The organism is Streptomyces sp. NPDC033180 (genome assembly GCF_055577645.1).
In genome coordinates this window covers 33,786-55,850 of record NZ_JBVIPU010000020.1, presented here as the reverse complement: position 1 = coordinate 55,850, position 22,065 = coordinate 33,786, and the positions used below count along the sequence as shown (strand labels likewise).

Sequence of the window (22,065 nt, the reverse complement as noted above, 5' to 3'; positions counted from 1 at the left end):
CAGAAGGGTCAGCGGCGGTTCATCCCCCGCTTGACCTTCTTCCCGCCCGCCGACTCATCCAGCGTCTTCCACAGCTTCGACGAGCTCACCGACGTGTAGATACCCGGAGCGCCCTGCGCCCCGCAACCGTCCCCGTACGAGACCACGCCGATCTGGATCGGGGCCCTGCGGCCGGGGACGTTGCGGAAGATGGGGCCGCCGCTGTCGCCCTGGCATGAGTCCTTGGTCTCGACTCCCGCGCAGAAGTTGACCTTTGAGTCGTATTCGTCGTAGCTCGTCCTGCATTCCGCGTGCGAGAGGATCGGGACGTTCACCTTGCGCAGGCGGTCCGGGGTGTCGGGGAGGTCCGTGTCCGTGTTTCCCCAGCCCGCGACCGTGGCCTTCTGGCCCGGGCGGATCAGGGCGTCCGTGCCCTGGGTGGGGAGGGCGATCGGGCTGTTCCCCTTCACCCGCTTGCTGAGTTGGATGAACGCTACGTCGTACGCTTCTTGGCCCTTGAGGTAGCGGGGGTGTACCACCACACCGCCCTTCGCCACGTTGCGTATCTGGCCCTGGCCCGAGGACGAGAGGACCGTGCGGCCTACCGCCACCTGGAGCTTCTCCGGCTTCAGGGGCTTGCCCGCGTCGTTCACCAGACAGTGGGCCGCCGTCATGATCGTGTCGGCCGTGACCAGGCTGCCACCGCAGAACTGGCGGTCCAGCGGGCTGCCGGAGCCCTTGTCCATCACGGCCGCCATGAACGGATAGGCGTCGTTGGAGACTTCGGTGCCGCCGATGATCGCGTGCGCGGCGGGAGTGCTGGTGGCCAGCAGGGCAAGCGCCGCCGTGGCTACGCCGGTTGCCGCCATGGTCTTGCGGGGCGCCCTCAGTGAGAAGCGTCGTGCGTGCGTGGGAGAGGAAAGTCTCATGGGGGTTGAAATTCTCTTCCGTGTCTAGCAGAGCAGGAATTTCTGATGCGGTACGCCGAACCAATCGCCGGTGGTGCGGTGGTGCGGTGGTGCGGTGGTGCGGTGGTGCGGTGGTGCAGTGGGCGGTGGTGCAGTGGTGCGGTGTTGGCGTGCCGGCCTGTGAGACGGGGGAGCGCGCGTCGCGGTTCATCGGGTGCGCCTGGCGCCTGGCGGTCGGCGGCCAGCGGTTGGCGGCCAGCGGTCGGCAGCTGTGGGGCAGCACTTGGCTGAAGTCCGACCAACCCGAATCCGTGGGAACCACTCCCACCCCTCCCGGCGTCATCCGTGCGGCTGACGGATCAACTGCTCATCGGCCGGGCGGGCAGCCCGTGTTCCTCATCACCGCGCCCAGCGGAGCCCGTTGCGCAAAGGGGAATTATTCGCGTACGCACATCCGTCTCTCCGTCCGTGATCCCGGAATGCGTGGGAACCATGGAGTGCGGATTGCGCGTGGATAACGATGAGGGGCACGGGCCGCGGCAGGTCTGACGCGCCTTGAGGGGCTTATGTGCTGCTGATACGGTGCGATGACTTGACACTGTGCCTGGGGCTGAATAGCCCGCCCGAGGCGGGCGAAGAGAGTCGCGAGTGTCTGAAAATGACCGAATCTTCTTGGGCGTGCGGGGAGCAGTTGCGTGAAGATCCAAGAGCGTACGGGGGCGGGCAACAGCCGTTCCGCCGCGCCGGTTCAGCCAGCGGTCGGTGAGCGCCTTCCCGCGCCGCCTCGCGAGCGCAAACCGGCACTCGCCGCCCTGGCCGTTCTGCTCATCCTTGTCGGTGCCCTCGGGGCCACCGTCCTCGTGCTGCGCGCGGGGGACCGGATCGAGGTCGTGAAGGTGACGGCGGAGATCCCCGCCGGGGAGTCCGTCGTCCGCGACGAGAACGTCACTTCCGTGATGGTCGCCGCCGACTCCGGGGTCAACTACGTCAAGTGGTCCCAGGTCGACAATCTGTCGAAGCTCAAGGCCACCAACACCATCCCCAAGGGCGCCGTGGCCGTCGGCGAGATGTTCTCCAGCAAGAGCGGGCTGCCCGCGGGCAAGTCCGCCGTCGGCGTCTCCCTCAAGGAGGGTCAGTACCCCGCGGACGGCCTGAAGTCCGGCGACAGCGTGGACGTCTACCAGGTCGGCGACAACGCTTCCGGAGGAAGCTCCGGCGACAAGGGGACCGGCGGCTCCGCCGGATCGAGCGCGAGTGACTCGCCGATCGTCTCGGCCGCCCGTGTCAGCTCCGTCGCGAGCAAGAGCGACGCCACCGTGAGCACCGGTGCCCTCGGCATCACGCTCCTGGTGGACAGCGCCGACGCCGCGGCCGTCACCAGGGCCGCGTCCGCCGGTGCGGTCTCTCTCGTCCAAGTGTCTCCCAACGGCAACTAGAGGCGAGTAGAAGAGACATGGCGCTCATTGCTCTCGCTGCTGACAAGGGGTCTCCCGGAGTCACCACCGCGGCCGTCGCGCTGGCGGCCGTGTGGCCGCGGCGCGTCCTCGTCGCGGAGACGGACCCCGCCGGCGGCGACCTGATCTACCGCAGTGCCGCCGCGCACGGCGGGCCGCTCAACCCCAACACCGGGATGCTCAGCATCGCGGCCACCGCGCGTCGCGGCCTCGTGCCCGATCAACTCTGGGACCACACCCAGCCGTTGAGCGGTGGACTCGAGGTGCTCGTCGGGCTCGGTGTCGCCGAGCAGGCCGCCGGGCTCGCGGGCCTCTGGCCGACCCTCGGCCGTGCCTTCTCGCAGCTCGCCGACTCCCCGCACGCGCCCGCCGACGTCATCGCCGACTGCGGCCGCATCAGTGGGGACACCCCTGCCGTCGAGCTGTTCCCGCAGGCGGCCCTCGTGCTGCTCGTCTCGCGGACCGAGCCCGAGGCCATCGCGCGCGTGCGCGACCGCGCCGCCGCCCTCGCCGCCAAGCTGCACGGCGGATCGCGTGGGGCCGCATCTCTTGCGACCCCGCTCATCGGCGTACTCCTGATCGCCGACCCGTCGACGTCCGCGAAGCTCGTCCACCAGGTCAACGACATGCTGATGGCCGCGCAGACCGGCGCCCGCGTCGTCGGCACCCTCGCCGAAGACCCGGCGGGCGCCGAGCAGTTGGCGGGGCGGAAGCGCGGGCGTCTCGACAAGTCCATGCTGATCCGCTCGGCCCGCAAGGTGACCGTGGACCTCTACCAGCAGTACGGCGCCGCCTGGGCCAACCCGAACACCGGCGCCCACGGAGCCATGGGCGCCCACGGCACCGTAGGCATGCAGGGCACCCACGGGACCGGCCGATGAGCGTTCCCGTCGATCACCAGCTCGTCAAGCGGTTCCGGCAGGACGCCGGTGACCGCATCGCCGAGCAGCGCCGCCTGGACCAGGTCTCCGGCGTCACCCCCATGTCGGGCGAGGACGAGCGGCAGTACGCCCGCGCCGTCATCGCCCAGATCCTGGAGGAGTACGCCCGGATAGAGATCAACGCCGGGCGGACCCCGCTGGATGCCGACACCGAGGAGAAGTACGCGGCCGCCGTGCACGCGGCGCTCTTCGGCGTAGGAAGGCTCCAGCCGCTGCTCGACGACCCCGAGGTCGAGAACATCGACATCAACGGGTGCGACCAGGTCTTCGTCGGATACGCCAACGGCCGTGAGGCCAAGGCCGATCCGGTCGCCGAGACCGACGAGGAGCTCATCGAGCTCATCCAGATCCTCGGCGCGTACTCCGGTCTCTCCTCGCGCCCCTTCGACTCCGCCAACCCGCAGCTCGACCTCCGGCTCCCTGACGGCTCGCGTCTGTCGGCCGTCATGGACGTCACGCGGCGCCCGGCGCTCTCCATCCGACGTGCCCGCATGGGCAAGGTCTTCATGTCGGACCTGGTGGGCAACGGCACGGTGACCCCCGAGGTCGCCCACTTCATGGCGTGCGCGGTGCGGGCCCGCAAGAACATCATGATCGCGGGCGCGACCAACGCCGGCAAGACCACTCTGCTGAGGGCGCTCGCCAACGAGATCCCGCCGCACGAGCGTCTGGTGACCGTCGAGCGCGCCCTGGAGCTCGGCCTCGACCAGTTCGCCGACCTGCACCCGAACGTCGTCGCGTTCGAGGAGCGCCTGCCCAACTCCGAGGGGCAGGGCACCATTTCGATGGCGGAGCTCGTGCGCCGTTCGCTCCGTATGAACCCCTCACGCGTCATCGTCGGTGAGGTGCTCGGCGACGAGATCGTGACGATGCTGAACGCGATGTCGCAGGGCAACGACGGCTCGCTCTCCACGATCCACGCCAACAGCTCGAGTGAGGTCTTCAACCGCATCTCGACGTACGCACTCCAGGCCACCGAGCGGTTGCCCATCGAGGCAAGCCAGATGCTCGTGGCCGGAGCCGTCAACTTCGTCGTCTTCATCCAGCGGCGCAACAACTACCAGTCCGGCGGCAAGCTCCAGCGCATGGTGACCTCGGTCCGCGAGGTCAACGGCGTCGACGGCCGCGTCCTGTCCAGCGAGGTCTTCGCGGAGGCCGCGAACGGGCAGATCGTCGCGCACGCGCCGATCGCCTGCATGGACGACCTGGCCGCGTTCGGCTACCGCCCCGCCGGGCAATGGGGGTGAGCACGACATGAACTCACTCGGCTCGATGGGCGGCCTTTTCTCGCTGCCCGTCCTGTACGCACTGGGCTGCGGCATCGCCGTCGGCGGTGGCCTCGCGGTCCTCGCCATGGCGCTGCGCGGTCTGCCGGTGAAGCCGGAGCACGAGAAGCAGAAGGCCAGCGAGCGGATGAGTGAACTCATCCGGTTCGCGGGCCAGCGCGGCTCGCTCGCCATCGGCGTGGGCCTTGTGGTCCTGCTCCTCACGCGCTGGGCGGTGGCGGGCATCGCGTCCGGCATCCTCGTCTTCTTCTGGGACAAGCTGTTCGGCGGCGCGTCCGAGGAGCGTGCCCAGATGAAGCGCGTCGAGGCACTCGCCGCCTGGACGGAGTCCCTGCGCGACACCATCGCGGGGGCGGTGGGCCTGGAACAGGCGATCCCGGCATCGGCACGGGCGGCGGCGCCCGTCCTCCGTCCCCACCTGGACGCCCTGGTGGACCGACTGCGTGCGCGTACGCCGCTTCCCGAGGCCCTTCAGATCCTGGCCGACGAGATCGACGACGCCTCGGCGGACATCATCGTGGCGGCGCTGATCCTGAACGCGAAGCTGCGCGGACCGGGTCTGCGTCAAGTTCTCGGCGCGCTCGCCAAGTCGGCGCGCGAAGAGGTCGACATGCGCCAGCGCGTGATGGCGCAGCGCGCCTCGACGCGACGCTCGGTGCAGATCGTGGTCGCGGTGTCGATCGCGTTCGTCCTCGGCCTCTCGATCTTCAACCGCGACTTCGTCGCGCCGTACGGCACGGCGGTCGGCCAGCTCGTGCTCGCCTGCGTCTGCGGCCTGTTCGCGCTCGGCTTCTGGTGGCTGCGCAAGCTGTCGACGGTGGAAACCCCGGACCGCTTCCTGGTCCGCGACGAGCCCGGCGTGCAGTTCGTGCGGCCGCGGGGGCCGGGGGCGGCCCCTGGCACGGGTGCTTCGGGTGCTTCGGGTGCTTCGGGTGAGCAGGCGCCGCTGACGGGCCCGTCGGGCCCGTACGGCCAGCCGCAGCCTGGCGTGGGCCCGGGGCAGCCCGGTCAGCCCGGTCAGCCCGGCTATTCGAATCCCGAGGGGGTACGTCGATGAGCCTGACGATGCCGATAGTGATCGGCGCCATCCTGGGCCTGGGTATCTACGCCCTCGTACGTGCGCTGATGCCCTCCAAGCGGAGTGCGGTCGCCACTGTCGCGCGGATTGACGCTATGCGGGCTCGGGGGGCGGCTTACGAGTCGCATCGGTCCCCGGCCGGGGACGGCAAGAAGGCTTCCGGGCGACTGGATTCGACGCGCTCCCGGGTGGGCACGCGAGTCGCCGACTTCTACCTCCAGCAGGGCTGGGAGCAGCGCTCGCTCCGTGCCGACCTGGCCGTCCTTGACCGCAGCTGGGAGAAGTTCCTGGCGACGAAGACGTTGCTGGCGGCCGCGGGGGTCTTCTTCGGGCCGTTCATGTTCGTCATCATCTGGACGTTGGGGGTCGGTCGCAGCCCCATCATCCCTGTGTGGCTCGCGTTGATGTTCGGCGTCATCTTCTTCTTCCTTCCCGACCTCGAAGTCCGACGGGATGCCCAGGAGAAGCGCCGCGACCTGCGCCGCGTCATCGGTGCCTACCTGGATCTGGTGTCGATGAGCCTGGCGGGCGGCCGGGGTCTCCCCGAGGCCCTGATGGCGGCGGCGGAGGTCTCCGACGGTTGGGCGACGCAACGTATCCGAAGTGCTCTGGCCGATGCGCGTATCACCGGCATCAGTCAGTGGCAGGCGCTCGGCTCACTCGGCGAGCAGCTGGGTGTCGAGGAGCTCAAGGACCTGTCGGCTTCTCTGGGTCTGGTGGCCGACGACGGAGCCAAGGTGCGCGAGTCGCTCGCCTCCCGCGCGGAGACGATGCGGCACCGCGAGATGGCCGAGATCGAGGGCAGCGCGGGCGAGAAGTCACAGTCGATGCTCGTCGCTCAGCTGCTTCTGTGTGCGGGCTTCCTGGTCTTCCTCATCTTCCCGGCGGCCATGCGCGTGTTCCAGGTCTAGCGAGCTTCAAGGCGACGGACGGGCCGGCCGACGGGGGCGGCCCGACAACCTCCCCCCACTCCTGAGAGGACAACTCACCATGAACGGACGGAATTTCAGCACCGGCAATCCCGGTCTGGACCTCGTGATCACCTTCCTGCAGGGCCGCGTGCAGCGTGCCCGCTCCGGCGAGCTCGACCGCGGTGCGTCCGCGGTCGAGTGGGTCATCATCTCGGCGGTCGTCGTGGCGATCGTCGGCGTGGTCGCCGCAGTGATCAACGGCGCGCTGAAGGGCGGCGCGGAAGACGTCAAGAACTGCATCGAGGGCGCGGACGCCGACGGCACCTGCTGATCAGCTGTTGACCGGGGAGCGAAGGCGGATACGAGTGCGCGGGTGCGTGAAGCGATGGATACGCCGCAGGGTGGAGGCCGCCTCCACCCGCGGTGAATCCGGCATGACCGCGATCGAGTTCGTGCTGCTCACTCCGGTGCTTTTCTTCATGATCTTCGCGACGGTGCAGTTCGCGCTGTACTTCTTCGCGGATCACGTCGCCCAGGCCGCGGCCCAGGCGGGGGCGCGCAAAGCCCGAGCGACGGCCGACGAGAACCCCGGCGGGTGGCGAGGCGACGCGCGTGATGTGGTCGACGACTACATCCAGCAGCTGGGACCGCAGTTGGTGCTCGGCCCGGACGTGAAAACGGTCGAGCCGAAGGCGAACACGGTCGGTGTGGAGATCACCGCGAAGGTGCCTTCCGTCTTTCCCGGACTCGACATGACGGTGCGCGCGCAGTCGTCCGGGCCGGTTGAGCGGTTCGTGGAGGAGGGCGAGGGCGGCTGATGACCAACGTAGGGGCACGTGTCCTGCGACGGCGCGTGCAGCGCATCGGGCACGGCGGACGCGAGCTCAGGAAGGATGACCGCGGTCTTTCGACCATCGAGGTGGTCATCCTCGCCCCCGTGATGATCCTCTTCATCCTGCTCCTGGTTGCCTTCGGACAGCTTGTCGACGCCCGGGGGGCCGTCGACGGCGCGGCGCGTGACGCCGCGCGCGCCGGCTCGATCCAGAAGGACAGCGGCACGGCGATGGCGGAGGCACGTGCGGCGGCTGTGGCCGACCTCGAGGGCTCATGCGTCGGCCCGGTCACCGTCAACCAGACGAGCAACGGCTTCGAACCCGGCACGTTCTTCACGGTGGAAGTCAGCTGCGAGGTACGGGGGCTGGGCATGCTCGGCCTCGACATGGAGACGACACTGAAGGCCAGCTTCAGCTCGTCGCTGGACCCCTACCGGAGGTCGGCGTGAGCGTGGCTCCTCGTATCAGTTCTCACATCGGCACTTCTCGACTCGGCCCTCGTTTCAGCCCCCGTATGCGTGAGTGGGCCGCCTCCCGCCGCGAACGCCTCGACGACCGTGGTTCGGGCGCGGGCGCCGTCATCATCTTCGCGATCGTCTTCCTCACTCTCTCCGCCTTCGTCATCGACGGCGGCATGTCCATCTCCAAGCGGGAGCGGGCAGCGGACATCGCGGAGCAGGCCGCGCGCTACGCCGCGCAGGATCTCGACACCGAGGGCATCTACGAGGGCGCCAAGGGTGCGCCCATCAACTACGAGAACTGCGGCGCGCGAGTACAGGCGTACGCCCGCTCGGCGGGCATGCGAGGCGCGGACGTCGCGGCGACGCACTGTGTGACGGCGAACGCGAATCAGGTCGAGGTCGAAGTCCAGATGACCTACAGCCCTGTGTTCACCGGGATGTTCTACGGCGGCGACGTGACGGTGCACGGACGCGCGGTCGCGGAGAACGCGGTCGGCTGAGCGGCGCCGCAACCGCGCCCTCTCCGGCCTCTACCTCCGGCTCCGCCTCTACCTCTACCTCCGGCTCCGCCTGTGCCTCAGGCTCCGCCTACACCTCTGGCTTCCACTGGGTCGCTGTCACGACGTACGTACGGAGATTGTCGTTCGTCGGCTCCTTGTTGACCTTGGTGATCCACAGGTGTGTGACGGGTCCATCGCTGGATTCGACGCAGATGCCGGTGTTCACCTTGAGGAGCGAGTCGTTCCTGACCTTGCTCAGTGGGATGGGGTTCGGCAGGTTGGCCTTGCGCGCGGTGTCGCGGCACGCGCTGGGGGTGGGCCTTTCCTCGGTCGTGCTGCTGAACGCGCCGCTCTCGTCGGCCAGGCGGATGCCGTTGCTACTGAGGGGGTCCGCGCAGTCTTCGTACGTGATCAGAGGACCGGAGTTGGACGCTATCTTCTGGTTGAGGCTGAGCTTCAGGTCATTGATGTTGAGCTCGGTGACGTCGACGGGCCGGCATCCGGCGTCGTGGCCCACGTCCTCGGAGGTGGGGTCGTACTTGGGTGCCCGCAGGGTCAGAGGCTTGTTCTGAGCGCTGATCTGCCACCCAGCCTCGCTCTTCGGGGCGTCGGCAGCTGCGTCCGGTGATGCGTCGGCGCCCGTCCCGGATCCGCTGCCACCGGGCTTGGCGTCCGCGCCGGAACCGGAACTGGTTTTGTCACCGGCCGAGTTGTTCTCCGTACCACTGCCCAAGAGCTGGTACGCGGCGAAGCCTCCGCCCCCCACTGCCAGGACGCCCACGACGGCGAGCGCGGCGATCAGCGGCGTACGACGGCGCTTGCCGCCCGTCGTCGGGGCGGAGGGCGGCGCGTAGGCGGGTGCGGTCGGCGCGGCGGCGGCGAAGGCGTAGCCCGGGGTCTGCGCGGGCTGGGTGGGGACGGCGGCGGCGTACGCGGCGCCGGGGGAGTGGGCGGGCTGCGTCGGAACCGGGGGCCCCGCAGCCCCGGAGGGCCCCGCGGCGCCGGAGACATGGAGCCGCATCGTCTGCTCCTGCCACGCGATCTGCTGCACGACGGCCGGCGGCAGCCACCACCCCTCCTGCCGGGCGAGCCCCGACGTACCCGCGAGCGTGGCGCACGCCTCGACGAGCTGGGCCGGAGTGGGCCGGGAGCGGGGCTCCTTGGCGAGGCAAGCGGCGAGCAGAGGGCGCAACTGCTCGGGGCAGGCGGAGAGTTCGGGCTCGTTGGAGACGATGCGATAGAGCAGCGCATGCGAGGAGCCGTCGCCGAACGGATGCTGCCGGGTCGCGGCGAAGTACGCCACGAGGCCGAGGGCGAAGACGTCCAGGGCCGGGGTGACCTCGCCGCCCATGGCCTGCTCGGGGGCCATGTAGGCAGGCGTGCCGAGCCGTACGTCGGTGCCGGTCAGCGCGGTGGTGTCGGCGGCGCGGGCGATGCCGAAGTCGATGACGCGGGGCCCGTCGGCGGCCAGCAGGACATTGGAGGGCTTGAGGTCACGGTGGATGACCCCGGCGGCGTGGATCGTCTGCAGAGCCTCCGCGATGCCGGCCATGAGCTGCAGAACGGTCGGTACGGGGAGGACGCCGTGCTGGTAGACGGCGGAGGAGAGGGAGGGCCCGGGGACGTAACTCACGGCGAGCCAGGGCTCGGGACCTTCGGTGAAGCTGTCCAGGACGGGCGCGGTGTAGGCCCCTTGCACGCGACGGGCGGCGGTGACTTCCTGGGTGAACCGCTGCCGGAACTCGGGATCCTGCGCGTACTCCCGCCGCACGACCTTCAGGGCGACGGGCTGGCCGCCGCGGGTGTGCGACAGATAGACGACGCCCATACCGCCCTCGCCCAGGCGGGCGCGCAGTCGGTATCCGGCTATCTCGCGGGCGTCGTCCGGCGCCAGCTCGTCCATGGTGGGTCCTCCCCGAATCGTTGGGGCCATGGTACGGAAGGGGTTTGTGGGGGTGGTGGTCCCCTGCGGGCACGGGGGTGTCTCTCGGCGGTCTATGCCGCCGCAGTGGTGGAGCGCGCGGTGCAGTCGCGGCAGTGGCCCGGCACCGGGGCGCGGAAGGCGCGGTCGCAGTGGTCGCAGTTCTGGAGGGGGGCCGGACGGGGCGATGGCTGGGGTGGCGGGAGTTGGGGCGGGAGGAACTCCGTGAGGCGGTGGGCCAGCAGGGCAGCCGGGTGGTGGATCGGGTTGGTGGGGAGCCCTGCTGTGAGGGTGCGGCGCACCGCCTCCGGATCGATGCCGCGCTCCAGCCATGCGGCGGCTGCCGGTGCGAGGCGGCGTACCTCGCGTTCGGCGAGCAGGAGGCGGGGGTCGTGGTGGCGCAGGTCGGCGAGGAGGGTCGTCGCGGCGGTGTCGTGTGCTTCGGGGAGAGGGAGAGGGAGAGGGAGAGGCGGCGGAGCATTAGGGGGTGCCGGTGCGGGCCTCGGTGGTGGCGGACTGGCCGTCATCGCGGGCGGGTTGTTGTACGACACCGTTCGCGTGATCACCCGGCCCGACGGCAGGCGCTCGCGAGTGCGGGTGAGGTAGCCGTGGGCCTCCAGCTCGCGCAGGGCGGCGGCGATGCGGACCTCCCCTTCGGGGAAGCGCTCTGCCAGGTGTTTGATGCTGACCTTGGCGCCTGCGGGCAGCGACTGGATGTGGGCGGCCAGGCCGATCGCCGTGAGGGACAGCTCGCGATGCTGGGTGAGGTGGTTGCCGACCACGGTGAAGCGCTCCGCGTGGCGGCGGTTGTCGTGCCCGATGCCGGAGGAGGGAACGGGGGACGGTGCGCATGGGTGCGCGTTAAGCTGCTGCTCAGTCCTCGGGAAGGTCTTCTCTTCCTTGGTGGTCAGGCCCTCGCATTGGGATGCCAGTCCCGGCGGGGGCCGTTTCATGTCTGGAGTTGTCGAGGCCGAGCTTGCACCGTGAACTGGCATACTCGCCAGCTGCGTTGCCTGTTCGGCCCCGTTAGTCGCCTTCCCCCTTGCCCTTCCCCTTGCCCTTGCCACCCTTGTCCTTCACGCCCTCGGAGACATCCTTCGCGAGCTTGTCGTCCAGCTTCTTGAACTCGCGTACGACCGCGTCGGACATATCAGCCAGCGCGGTCAGCTGCTGGTTGATGTCCTCGCGGCCGTCCTCCCAGTTGGACTCGAAGTCCTCGAGCGCGTCGTACACGCCGCCGTCGCCGATGTCGTCCTTGTAGGACTCGAAGGTCTTCTTCGTACGGTTCATGCGGTCCTTGACGGACCTCAACCGGCTTCCGTAGTCCTCCAGATCACTGAGCGGGAGCGCGAGGTCGCTCTTGCCTTTACCACCCATGCCGTCGTCTCCCCCTCTTGGTGTTCCGGCTCGCTGCGTACTCAGACGAGTATGGCCTGTTCAGTGGCGTCCGGGGCGGGAGTGCACCCATGTGGACCGTGGACTACTGGGATGTATGGAAGGTGAGGCCCGAGATGTCGTACTCGGCGAAATGCTCGGGGAAGAGCGTGACTTCGCCGCCCTGGGAGTCCGCTCCGCAGAAACAGCGCGGGCCGGGAGCGCGCAGGTACAGCACGTCGATGTCCTGCAACGCGTCCTCGGTGCGGCAGAGGATGGCCGGTTCGCTGCTGTTGTACATGATCAGCACCAAGGGATGGCCGCCAAGCGGAGTCTTTCCCCAGGCCTCGGTGAAGTCCGGGTCGTCGGAAGGCGCCTCGTCGATCTCGATATGAGGGACGGCTGCCCACCGGATCCGGCTGGATGCCCAGGGAAGGGTCTCCAGGTAGCGTTCCAATGTGGCGGAGTACGCGGGATCAAGAATCCGGTGGTCGTGGTCCGCGAGCCATTCCCGCACATGGTCGTGATCGGTATACCCCATGCCTGTTCCTTGCGGTTCCTTCGGGCCGATGGGCAGTAGGTCTACTGGGACGCTGGTGGTGATCTGCCTGGTTCCGAGCCGACGTCGGGCCAGTCCTCGCCGGTCGATGTCGCCCTCAAGCGCCCCTCTTCGAGTTCCACGCCGACGTCCATGCCGTTCGCAACGGCCGTGGCGAAGGCGCCGGGCGGGGTGCTGTCGAGGAGGAAGACGAAATGCAGAACGAAGGGCGCGGTGTGTGGGTCGGGTACTCCATCGGCGTCGAGCTGAAGGTTGGCCTTCCAGGCTGCCTGGCAGAGAACGGAGACGAAGCGCCCCAGGAATTCGGCGCTCAGCAGGCAGTCGGCGTGCTCGATCAGGACCGCGACGTCCTTCGTGTCCGCCCCGTGGCCGTGCCAGTCATGGAGACAGTCCACGAGCGCGTCCCAGTTGTGGCCGAAGTGGCCAGGGAAGCAGAGCTCCCGGGCAAAGGTGCCGAACAGGATGTCCGGCTCGCGCAGCTTCCTGCCGTCCAGGCGGATCACGCGTCCGCCCTGCTTCTGGAGCTCGGCGGCCTCCGTACTCAGCCATGGGTCGTCACGGCGTGTGAAGACGACCCATGGTGAGCGACGCCGAGTGAGGTTGCCCATGGGGGAGGACCTGAATCAGCGGTTGATCGACTGGATTTCCTGGACGTCCATGTCCTGGGTCGTCTCGAAGGTGCCGTCAGGCATGGTGTCGCCCGCGCCGCCCGTGCCTTCCCAGGAGATCTCCCAGGTGATGGATGCCTTCAGCTGGTACGGCTCTCCGCCGGTTGCCCGGAGGTATTTGATGCCGCACGGCGGGTCCTGCTTCGACTTGCCCTTGGTGTAGGGCGTGCCGATGCTGCCGTCGTCGTTGATCTTGCACTCGCCGGATGCCGGGAAGGTTTCCGCGTCCGCCGTGCCCGGTTCCAGGTGGAGGCTCTTCGGCTTTGCCGTGGTCTCCGCCCAGAGCGGGGTGTTCGGGAGCTCCGCGCGGACCTTGACGTCCTTGAAGGTGCCCTTGTCCAGCCAGGCCCACGTGGGGAGGTTCACCGTCGACTTGGCCTCGGGCTTCAGTTCGACCTTGGTGTCAGGGACCTTGACCTTGTCGTACGCGTACTCGGCGAGCATCTCCGGAGTAGGGGCGTTCGGGTCGTCCGGGATCTCGCCCGCGTCCACCCAGAACATGATGCGGCCGCAGTCCCAGGACTTCGGGTCGGAGGGGTCCGGTGCGACGCCGCGCCAGAAGTAGCCCTTCTTGCCCTCGTTGTAGTCCTTGTAGCCCTCGGCGACGCTGTTCGTGGGCGAGTGGAGGTCGAAGTTGTCCTCCGGCTTGCCGTCCCTGTAGTGGTCGGTCCAGAGGCCGTTGCCGAACCACGACTGGTGGATGCCGACGTCGCCGCCACCGTCGTTCTCCGCGAAATCCTTGAGCTGTGCGGGCGTGAAGGCCGGCTCGTACCAGCAGGCCGGGGGCTCCCAGTTGGGGTCGATGGGCGCGAGGTTGCCCTTCTTGCCGTCGCCGCCCCCGCCGCTCAGGTACTTGATCTTGATCTGGGAGGTCTTGGCGGACAGGTTCCCGTTGTTGTCCGCGCCACCCTCCACCGGGGCGGGAGGTGGCTGCGTGGTGCCGCCGGGGATGTCGTCGGCATGCGCCGTTCCTGCGGATCCCAGCGCCAGGGCGGCCACGCCGGCCGCCGCGAGCCACTGCCGTGCGCGAAGGTTCCTGGTCATCCGCGGCATTCCTTGACCCTCCCCTGGACTTCGATCGTCTGCGCTTTCCACACCTTGACGTCGCCCTTCGGCGGGCTCATGAGCACGCTGAACTTCTGGTAGCTGTCGAGGGATTCCTTGCCGTAGTGGATCTTGTCGCCCTTGATGTCCTTGCTGAAGGACTTCGCCTGGTTGCGACAGAAGGTGACGAGGACGGCTTTTCCGCCGCCCAGCTCGGTGGCCTCGGACTTGAAGTAGCGGTCCGTTCCGGTGGGCACCCAGCCGCCCTTGACCCACGTGTTGATCTGGCCCTTCGCGTACCGGGCCGCCTGTGCGGCCGAGTAGTACTTGTACGCGGGGTCATTCGGGTCCTGCTGCACGATGCCGTGCTTCAGGGCGCGGATGTAGTTGCCCGCGTTGTCGACCGCCGCGGCTTGCTTCGGGTCCGAAGGCTTGCTGAAGTCGAAGATCAGCTTCAGGTCCTTGGGCACACTGACGTCCGGGCTGCCGTCCTCGGCCGACGGCGAAGTCGACGGTTTGTCCGCCCCCTGTCCCGCCCCCTCGATCTTGTTCGGGGAGTCATCGCTCCCGCCGCCTCCACAGGCGGTCAGGAGCAGGGCCGCGCTCGCCACCAGCGCGGTCATGACGGGCAGGGTGCGACGGGCCACGATTGCAGTCCCCCAGAGTTCGGCAGAGTTCGACATGTGTGCAGGAGAGAATGGAGCCGGACGACGCTACCAGGCGTGGGTTTCCAGTACTGGTGGGCCGTGTGAAGGTTCTCGCGTCCGGTGTGATGACGGAAGCGAACAGGAATGGACGGTCCTCAAGTGCTACGCGGGCGCAGCGAATCCGTGCCGGAACTGTGACGCGTGGCGATGAATGCCTGTCCCGGGCAGCCAATCCCCAGGCGGAGCCCTGGAGGGAGAGTTGGGCTTATGGGGCAACTCGGTCGTAAACGGGTGTGCGCGGCAGTCCCTTGGAGGCCGATACCCCTGTCTGACCTCCGGCCCCTTCCGTACCATCGCCTCAGTACGCTCAGCGCACAGACGTACCGCTGATCCCAGACCTCCATCCGCTCCCTCTCAGAGGACAACAGGACACCCGCCATGGCGCGCACCACTTCAAGTTCGACAGGCGGCCCGTCGGCTCCACGGAATCGGACGCCGCAGCCGCTGCCCCGGCGTCGACGTACGTTCGGGGACTTCGCCAAGGCGTTCCTCGCCTTTGTCGCGTTGGCCGCGCTCGTCTTCGGCGTGCCCGGTGCCCTCGCGGTCGCCGTGGGGTGGCCTCTCCCGGGCGGTGCGCCCTCGCTGGACTGGTTGCAGCAGGAGATCACGGTCGGGACGTTCATCAACGTACTGACGGTGGTCGTCTGGCTCGCCTGGGCCCAGTTCACCGCCTGTGTGCTGGTCGAGGTGAAGGCCGCGCTCTCCGGGGTGGGGATGCCGGGTCGCGTTCCCGGTGCCGGTGGCAGTCAGCTGCTCGCGCGTCAGCTTGTCGCCGCGCTGCTTCTCGTGGGCGCCACCGCGGCCAGCTTCGCGCCGGGGCTCTCGCAGTTCGGGCAGTCGCTGGAGGGGAATCAGAAGCCCGCGTCCGCCGCCTCCGCCCAGCAGACGCCCGGCGGTCTCTTCGGCCAGGAGCAGGCCGGGAGCGCCGCGAGTGCCGTTGCCGAGCAGGCCGAGCAGGCTGCCGCCCACGCGGACGGCAGCAAGAGCGAAGACACCAAGTACTACCGGATCCAGCCGCCCGAGGGCCGTCACCACGACTCCATGTGGGAGATCGCCGAGCGGCACCTGGGAGACGGGCGGCGGTACAAGGAGATCTACCAGCTCAACAAGGACCGCGAGCAGCCCGACGGGTCGCGACTGTCCGAGGCCAGCCTCATCCGGCCCGGCTGGATCATGGAGATGCCCGCGGACGCACACGGCGGCGAGCTCGTCGAGATGCCCGACGAGGCGCCCAAGGTCTCGCAGGACGTGAAGGAGCAGATCTCCGACTACGCCAAGTCCGGGGACCACCAGCAGGGTGGCGGCGCCCACGAGCAGGGCGGCGGTCAGCAGGGCGGCAGCGGCTCCGGTGACCGTGACACCGCGCACATCACCATTCCCGAGCAGCGGCCCTCCCAGGGTGCGGGGCAGGGGCAGCGGGAAGCCCCCGTCGCCAGCAGCGGCAGCGAGTCCGAAGGGTTCTCCTTCGGGCTGCCCGAGGCGCTCATCGGCGCCCCGCTCCTCGCCGCCGGGCTCCTCGGCGCGCTCGGCCGTCGCCGCCGGCACGCGCTGTGGCAGTCGGCCATGGGCGCCGTCGGCGGCCGTCGCGGCATGGAGCCGCCGACGCCGACCGGGGGCGCGGCCGACGCGATGGACGCGCTGCTCGTGGGCGCCGACCCCGAGGGCGTACGCCTTCTTGATCTGTCGTTGCGGGGGCTCGCCGCCGCGCTCGCCGAGGAGTCCCGGGCGCTGCCCACCGTGTACGCGGCCTGGCTCAGCAACGGCGATCTGCATCTCCAGCTCGCCCAGCCCGCCGGACGGCCGCCCGCTCCTTGGCAGTTGGGGCAGGACCAGACGTTCTGGATGCTGGCGCGGACCGACGCCGAGCGGTACGAGGATGTGGACACCGCCGCTCCCTACCCGGGCCTGGTGAGCCTCGGAACGCTCGATGACTCGCGGCTGCTGCTCAATCTCGAAGCCGTGCCCGGTGTCGTGTCGCTGAGCGGGACCGAGGCCGACCGCGCCGCCGTCTTCGCCTCCGTGGCCGCCGAGCTCGCCACCAACGGCTGGTCCGACCGCATGACCATCACCCTCGTCGGCTTCGGGCAGGACCTGACGCCGCTCGCGCCCAACCGTCTGCGGCACCTCGACGACATCGAGGCGCTCATCGAGACGATGGAGGCGGAGACGCGGCAGCGGCGCGGAGCCCTGGGGGCGGCCGGACACGACTCCGTGCTCACGGGTCGTACGGGGCCCGCCCAGCACACCCGCTGGGCGCCGCACCTGGTGCTGCTCGCCGCCGAGCCCGAAGGGGACGACGCGGTGAAGCTCGCCGAACTGGCCGCCGACGCGAGCAGGTTGGGCATCGGATACCTCGTCGGCACCGAGTCCGGTGACCTGCCGGGCGCCGCGTGGGAGATGGAGATCACCCCCGAGGGCAAGCTGCTCGCCCCGCTGCTCGGGCTCGAACTGGACGCTCAGACGCTGCCCGAGGCCCAGCAGCGAGCCGTCGTGGAGCTGTTCGTCGACGCCGATCCCGGTGAGGGCGACGCCTCCGGCCCCGGTTCCGGTCGTACGGCCGCCACCCCGCCGTTCCTCGTCGACGTCACCGAGCAGGGGCGGCCCGCGGTCTACGCGCGCCTCGTCGGTACGTACGAGATCATCGGCCTCGACACGCCGGACGGCGAGCGCAGCCCGCTGATGCACGAGGCGCTCGCGCTGCTCCTGCTGCACCGCGAGGGTGTGCACCCACGGGTGCTCTCCTCCGCGCTGTGGCCGCGCGGTGTCACCGAGGACGTGCGGGACGCGCTCGTCGACCGGCTGCGGGAGTGGCTCGGCACCGAGCCCGACGGGTCGCCCCGGCTGCGGGCCGACCGGAGCGGGCGGCTCACGCTCGCGAAGTCCGTGGTGTCCGATCTGGATGTGCTGCGGTCGCTGTACCACGAGGCGACTCAGGGGCGGGGCGCCAACAGCCGGGCCGTACGGGGACGGATGCTCACCGATGCCCTGGTGCTCGTACGCGGGCCGCTGCTCGCGGACCGGCCTCAGGGGCGGTACGCGTGGCTCACGCACGAGATCATCGACGCGCAGCTGCCGCTGCTCGTCGCCGACATCGGGCTCGCCCTCTCCGAGTTCCACCTGGAGAAGGGGCGCGCGGAGAAGGCCATCGAGGCGTTGAACGCCGCGCTGAACTCTTCGCCGGGGGATGAGCGGCTCTGGAACGAGTTGCTGCGGGCCACGCATGCGGTGGGCGACCCGGGTCGCCTTCAGCAGGTGGCCGCTGACCTCGTTGCCCGGAGTGGGGCTCGGGGCGTGCCGCCCCGGACCGAGGCTCTGCTGGACGAGTTGCTTCCTACCTGGCGTAGTGGGCTCACCGCTGTCAGCTGACGCCCGGCTGCGTCGGAACCCAGCAGCTTCGGCGTTGTGCCCACCCGTTCCGCCTTGCGGAACGCCTGCCCACAACGGGGGACGGACCTCTTGTACGTGACGCTCATCATCGGCGGCGCCCTCTGGGGCGTCGTCGCCGGGCTGCTCGTGCCCCGTGCCGTCTACCGGCTGTCCGTGTCGCCCGACGAGGGCTGGCGGGACAGCTGCCCCGAGGGACATCCTCTCGGCGGCTGGGTCGGGCTCGCGCGCTGTCCGCGAGGAGACCGCTTCGGGCCCCGTACCACGAGCGTCGCCACCGCCACCGCCCTCATCTGCGCCGCCCTCGCCGCCGCCACCGGCGCGCGGCCCGAGCTGGCCGTCTGGCTGCTGCTCGCGCCCGTCGGCGTACTGCTGGCCGTCGTGGACTTCGGTGTGCACCGGCTGCCCGACGTGCTCACCCTGCCGCTCGCCGCGGCCGCGCTCGTACTTCTCGGGGGCGCCGCACTGCTGCCCGAACACGCCGGCTCCTGGATCCACGCGCTGTACGGGGCGCTGGGGCTCGGCGGCGCGTACTTCGTGCTCTTCCTCATCAGCCCGAACGGCATGGGCTTCGGCGACGTGAAGCTGGCGCTCGGCCTGGGCGCCGTCCTCGGCTGGTACGGGTGGGGCGCGGTGCTGCTCGGCACGTTCGCCGGGTTCCTGCTCGCCGCCCTCTACGGGGCGGGGCTCGTCATCGCCCGCCGCGCCGGACGCAGGACGGCGATCCCGTTCGGGCCGTTCCTGATCGGCGGGGCGTTCGTGGGGCTGCTCATGGGGGCGTACGCCGCCTGACGTCGGGTGCCGGATTCGGCTGGCGTACGCTGAATCCGTCCGCCCACAACCCTTACGAAAGGGACGCCCCGGTGACCGAGAAGGCCGACCTTCAGTCCGTCCTCGACCGTGCCGCCGCAGGTGGGCGGATCAGCGCCGAAGAGGCGCTCGACCTCTACCGCGACGCCCCGCTGCACGCGCTCGGCGCCGCCGCCGACGCGATCCGCCGCCGCCGGTACGCCGGGACCGAGCACATCGCGACGTACATCATCGAGCGGAACATCAACTACACCAACGTGTGTGTGACCGCCTGCAAGTTCTGTGCCTTCTACGCCGCTCCGAAGGACACCAAGAAGGGCTGGACGCGCGACCTCGACGACATCCTGCGGCGCTGCGCCGAGACCGTCGAGCTCGGTGGCACGCAGGTCATGTTCCAGGGCGGGCACCACCCGGACTTCGGCGTCGAGTACTACGAGGAGCACTTCTCGGCGATCAAGAAGAACTACCCGCAGCTGGTCATCCACTCCCTCGGCGCCTCCGAGATCGAGCACATGGCGCGCATCTCGAAGGTCTCCGCCGAGGAGGCGATCCAGCGGATCAACGCCGCCGGGCTCGACTCCTTCGCCGGTGCCGGCGCCGAGCTGCTCCCGGCCCGCCCGCGCAAGGCCATCGCCCCGCTCAAGGAGAGCGGTGAGCGCTGGCTGGAGATCATGGAGATCGCCCACAACCTCGGGGTGGAATCCACTTCCACCATGCTCATGGGTACGGGCGAGACCAACGCCGAGCGCATCGAGCACCTGCGGATGATCCGCGACGTACAGGACCGGACCGGCGGCTTCCGGGCCTTCATCCCGTACACGTACCAGCCCGAGAACAACCACCTCAAGGGCCGGACGCAGGCCAGCATCTTCGAGTACATCCGCATGATCGCGATCTCGCGGATCTTCCTCGACAACGTGGCCCACATCCAGGGTTCCTGGCTGACCACCGGCAAGGAGGCCGGCCAGCTCACCCTGCACTACGGCGCGGACGACCTCGGCTCCGTGATGCTGGAGGAGAACGTCGTCTCCATGGCGGGTGCCAAGCACCGCAACAACCTGCGCGACATGATCGACATGATCCGCACCGCGGACCGCGTCCCGGCCCAGCGCGCCACGACGTACGAGCACCTCGTCGTGCACGACGACCCGGCGAACGACCCGACCGACGACCGCGTCGCCTCGCACATCTCCTCCACGGCGATCGAGGGCGGCACGGCCCACCCCGAGCTGAAGCTCCTCGCCTCCAACTGAGGCTGCCGTGCTGACACTTCACGTCGCCGAACGCTCACCGGAGTCGGCGGTCCTGGTCGACGGGGCGAGCGTCACCGCCGTCGGCCCGTACGAGGGGCTGGCGGCAGCGCACCCTGCCGCCCGCGTCCGGCGCTGGCCCGGCATCCTCTTGCCGGGCCTGCTCAACCCGTACGGCCCCGAACTCCTCGAAGCCACCTACCACCCCGACCCGCGCGAGGCCGACGAGTTCGGCACGGAGCCCATCGGCGGGGAGCGCGCGCGGGCCATCTTCCGGGCCGACCCGTCCCGCCTGGGCGCCAGCGCGCGACGCGGCGTGCAGCGTCTCTTCGCGCACGGCACGGTGGCCGTCGCGGGCGAGCTGAAGGCACGGCCCGTCCTGGACACCGTCCGCAGGGCGGGCCTGGCGATCGGCCGGCGCCCTCCGCGGCTGTCGGGCCCGGTGTCCCTGTCCCCGACCCCACTGGTCCTCCTGCCCCCCTTGAGGGAGGGCGCCCCGGCCCGCTTCGCGATCTTCGACGTGCCCACGCGCGCGGAACTGGTGCGCCGGGGCGCGGGAACGTGCGTGGCGACGGTGGTGGGCGGACGCCTGGTGTACCGGGCGCGCTGAGACCTGAGACCTGAGACTGGCTGAGCTGAGGACAGCCCCGCGGGGGCGCCCTCAGGGGCGCGGGGCTGTGTCGATATGCGGCTCCGCCGCGTGGGCGCGAGCAACCACAACAAGCCCGCACCCGCCGACGGCCCCGCACCGGGCAGACGCTCCCGCGTGGAAGCCCGCCGCAGGCGAGAAGAGCCCGCCGCAGGCGAGAAGAGCCCGCCGCAGGCGAGAAGAGCCCGCCGCAGGCGAAGCAGGGCGCGGCCACGGCAGAAGACCGGCCTGACACAATGGCCGGGTGACCCGAGCCTCCTTGGACAAGCAGCCGCACGAAGTCGCCTCCATGTTCGACGACGTCGCGGAACGGTACGACCTGACGAACGACGTGCTGTCGCTCGGGCAGGCGAGGCTGTGGCGCAAGGAGGTCGCGAAGGCGGTCGACGCGCGCCCCGCGCAGAAGGTGCTCGACCTCGCCGCGGGCACGGCAACCTCGTCGCAGCCGTTCGCCAGCGCCGGCGCGTACGTCGTGCCCTGCGACTTCTCGCTCGGCATGCTCCAGGTCGGCAAGGGACGCCATCCCTGGATGCCGTTCACGGCCGGGGACGCGACGAAGCTGCCGTTCAAGGACGACACGTTCGACGCCGTCACGATCTCCTTCGGGCTGCGCAACGTCCACGAGACGGACGATGCGCTGCGGGAGATGTACCGCGTGACGAAGCCCGGCGGCCGGGTCGTCATCTGCGAGTTCTCGCACGCCACGTGGACGCCGTTCCGCACGGTCTACGAGGAGTACCTGATGCGGGCGTTGCCGCCGGTGGCGCGCGCGGTCTCCTCCAACCCCGACGCGTACGTCTATCTCGCGGAGTCCATCCGCTCCTGGCCGGACCAGTCGACGCTGGCCGCGCGGCTGCGGGACGCGGGCTGGTCGAAGGTGGCGTGGCGGAATCTGACGGGTGGGATCGTGGCCCTGCACCGGGGCTTCAAGGCCTAGGCCTGCGGCCTTTCCACGCCTGGACGGGGCGCGCGCAGAATCCTGCGGTGTGACCCGAGTTGACGGGAACCAGCCGCCGGGCAAGATGTGTCCGTTGTGATACGACTCCGCCGACGCGACGGAGTCGATGCGAAGCCGCTCTTTCGCATCGGCCGCCGCGGGATCACTCGGCACGGGTCGGTTCCATCTGGTCATCTCCCCAATGACGGAGCGTTCCCATGGCGTCGTACTGCTCTCACTGCGGGGCACCCACCCCTGACGAGGCCCGCTTCTGCATGAAGTGCGGGCGTGAACGCCCGCGTGACACGACGGTGGACGCGGGGCCCGCGGAACTGCCTGCGGCAGAGCTGGGCGTTCCCACGTCTGCGGGGGAGGACCCCCCTGCGGCGTCGGCGGCGTCGGCGGCCCCTG

Annotated in this window: 22 protein-coding genes and 1 pseudogene; 15 read left to right on the top strand and 8 right to left on the bottom strand. The window is 69.7% G+C overall.

The window, feature by feature from the left end:
- Window positions 1–8: 8 nt before the first annotated feature.
- Entirely contained in the window at window positions 9–908 is a 900-nt protein-coding gene (locus ACZ5WE_RS35440; protein ID WP_467695340.1) for a S1 family peptidase, read from the bottom strand.
- Window positions 909–1,582: 674 nt separating this feature from the next.
- Here ACZ5WE_RS35440 and ACZ5WE_RS35435 point away from each other — a divergent pair.
- The 9 genes from ACZ5WE_RS35435 (at window position 1,583) to ACZ5WE_RS35395 (ending at window position 8,351) form a co-directional block, all read left to right on the top strand.
- Window positions 1,583–2,323 (top strand): RcpC/CpaB family pilus assembly protein, encoded by a 741-nt coding sequence (locus ACZ5WE_RS35435; protein WP_467695338.1) that lies wholly within the window; start codon window positions 1,583–1,585, stop codon window positions 2,321–2,323.
- 17 nt (window positions 2,324–2,340) lie between these two features.
- Window positions 2,341–3,222, top strand: a complete 882-nt coding sequence (locus tag ACZ5WE_RS35430; RefSeq protein ID WP_467695336.1) for a hypothetical protein — start codon at window positions 2,341–2,343, stop codon at window positions 3,220–3,222.
- Window positions 3,219–4,529, top strand: a complete 1,311-nt coding sequence (locus ACZ5WE_RS35425) for a CpaF family protein (protein ID WP_467695334.1) — start codon at window positions 3,219–3,221, stop codon at window positions 4,527–4,529. Before ACZ5WE_RS35430 ends, ACZ5WE_RS35425 begins: the two co-directional genes overlap by 4 nt.
- A 7-nt stretch (window positions 4,530–4,536) precedes the next feature.
- On the top strand, window positions 4,537–5,625 hold the full coding sequence (locus ACZ5WE_RS35420) for a type II secretion system F family protein (RefSeq protein ID WP_467695332.1): 1,089 nt from the start codon (window positions 4,537–4,539) through the stop codon (window positions 5,623–5,625).
- Window positions 5,622–6,557, top strand: a complete 936-nt coding sequence (locus ACZ5WE_RS35415) for a type II secretion system F family protein (protein WP_467695330.1) — start codon at window positions 5,622–5,624, stop codon at window positions 6,555–6,557. Before ACZ5WE_RS35420 ends, ACZ5WE_RS35415 begins: the two co-directional genes overlap by 4 nt.
- A 79-nt stretch (window positions 6,558–6,636) precedes the next feature.
- Window positions 6,637–6,888 carry a hypothetical protein gene (locus ACZ5WE_RS35410; protein WP_467695328.1) on the top strand — a complete coding sequence of 84 codons (252 nt, stop codon included), beginning with the start codon at window positions 6,637–6,639 and terminating at the stop codon, window positions 6,886–6,888.
- Window positions 6,889–6,991: 103 nt separating this feature from the next.
- A complete protein-coding gene (locus ACZ5WE_RS35405; protein ID WP_399394049.1) occupies window positions 6,992–7,375 on the top strand; it encodes a TadE family protein in 384 nt (127 codons plus the stop codon).
- Window positions 7,375–7,839 carry a TadE family protein gene (locus ACZ5WE_RS35400; protein ID WP_467695326.1) on the top strand — a complete coding sequence of 155 codons (465 nt, stop codon included), beginning with the start codon at window positions 7,375–7,377 and terminating at the stop codon, window positions 7,837–7,839. Before ACZ5WE_RS35405 ends, ACZ5WE_RS35400 begins: the two co-directional genes overlap by 1 nt.
- 65 nt (window positions 7,840–7,904) lie before the next feature.
- Window positions 7,905–8,351, top strand: a complete 447-nt coding sequence (locus ACZ5WE_RS35395; protein WP_467695324.1) for a TadE/TadG family type IV pilus assembly protein — start codon at window positions 7,905–7,907, stop codon at window positions 8,349–8,351.
- Window positions 8,352–8,439: 88 nt separating this feature from the next.
- Here ACZ5WE_RS35395 and ACZ5WE_RS35390 read toward each other — a convergent pair whose 3' ends face one another.
- From ACZ5WE_RS35390 to ACZ5WE_RS35360, 7 genes are all read right to left on the bottom strand, one after another.
- Window positions 8,440–10,254, bottom strand: coding sequence for a serine/threonine-protein kinase (locus ACZ5WE_RS35390; RefSeq protein ID WP_467695322.1), 1,815 nt, complete (start codon window positions 10,252–10,254; stop codon window positions 8,440–8,442).
- 92 nt (window positions 10,255–10,346) lie between these two features.
- On the bottom strand, window positions 10,347–11,054 hold the full coding sequence (locus tag ACZ5WE_RS35385; protein WP_467695320.1) for a helix-turn-helix domain-containing protein: 708 nt from the start codon (window positions 11,052–11,054) through the stop codon (window positions 10,347–10,349).
- A gap of 244 nt (window positions 11,055–11,298) precedes the next feature.
- Entirely contained in the window at window positions 11,299–11,649 is a 351-nt protein-coding gene (locus ACZ5WE_RS35380) for a hypothetical protein (RefSeq protein ID WP_467695318.1), read from the bottom strand.
- Between the two features lie 103 nt (window positions 11,650–11,752).
- Entirely contained in the window at window positions 11,753–12,187 is a 435-nt protein-coding gene (locus ACZ5WE_RS35375; RefSeq protein ID WP_467695316.1) for a hypothetical protein, read from the bottom strand.
- Between the two features lie 41 nt (window positions 12,188–12,228).
- Complete coding sequence (locus ACZ5WE_RS35370) at window positions 12,229–12,813, bottom strand: barstar family protein (RefSeq protein ID WP_467695314.1); 585 nt, start codon at window positions 12,811–12,813, stop codon at window positions 12,229–12,231.
- Window positions 12,814–12,828: 15 nt separating this feature from the next.
- A complete protein-coding gene (locus ACZ5WE_RS35365) occupies window positions 12,829–13,926 on the bottom strand; it encodes a hypothetical protein (RefSeq protein WP_467695312.1) in 1,098 nt (365 codons plus the stop codon).
- Window positions 13,914–14,564: a hypothetical protein gene (locus tag ACZ5WE_RS35360; RefSeq protein WP_467695310.1), complete on the bottom strand. Its 651-nt coding sequence runs from the start codon at window positions 14,562–14,564 to the stop codon at window positions 13,914–13,916. The genes ACZ5WE_RS35365 and ACZ5WE_RS35360 overlap by 13 nt, the downstream gene beginning before the upstream one ends.
- Window positions 14,565–15,002: 438 nt before the next feature.
- Between ACZ5WE_RS35360 and ACZ5WE_RS35355 the strand changes: the two genes are divergently transcribed.
- The 6 genes and pseudogenes from ACZ5WE_RS35355 to ACZ5WE_RS35330 form a co-directional block, all read left to right on the top strand.
- Window positions 15,003–17,990, top strand: a complete 2,988-nt coding sequence (locus ACZ5WE_RS35355) for a BTAD domain-containing putative transcriptional regulator (protein ID WP_467695308.1) — start codon at window positions 15,003–15,005, stop codon at window positions 17,988–17,990.
- A gap of 96 nt (window positions 17,991–18,086) precedes the next feature.
- On the top strand, window positions 18,087–18,800 hold the full coding sequence (locus tag ACZ5WE_RS35350; RefSeq protein WP_467695306.1) for a prepilin peptidase: 714 nt from the start codon (window positions 18,087–18,089) through the stop codon (window positions 18,798–18,800).
- A gap of 71 nt (window positions 18,801–18,871) precedes the next feature.
- Window positions 18,872–20,071 (top strand): cyclic dehypoxanthinyl futalosine synthase, encoded by a 1,200-nt coding sequence (gene mqnC, locus ACZ5WE_RS35345; RefSeq protein ID WP_467695304.1) that lies wholly within the window; start codon window positions 18,872–18,874, stop codon window positions 20,069–20,071.
- 7 nt (window positions 20,072–20,078) lie between these two features.
- Window positions 20,079–20,678, top strand: a complete 600-nt coding sequence (locus ACZ5WE_RS35340; RefSeq protein WP_467695302.1) for a hypothetical protein — start codon at window positions 20,079–20,081, stop codon at window positions 20,676–20,678.
- A 283-nt stretch (window positions 20,679–20,961) separates the two neighbouring features.
- On the top strand, window positions 20,962–21,654 hold the full coding sequence (locus tag ACZ5WE_RS35335) for a demethylmenaquinone methyltransferase (protein WP_467695300.1): 693 nt from the start codon (window positions 20,962–20,964) through the stop codon (window positions 21,652–21,654).
- A gap of 218 nt (window positions 21,655–21,872) precedes the next feature.
- Window positions 21,873–21,941: pseudogene (locus ACZ5WE_RS35330) on the top strand (zinc-ribbon domain-containing protein); the annotation flags it as partial.
- Between the last annotated feature and the right edge of the window lie 124 nt (window positions 21,942–22,065).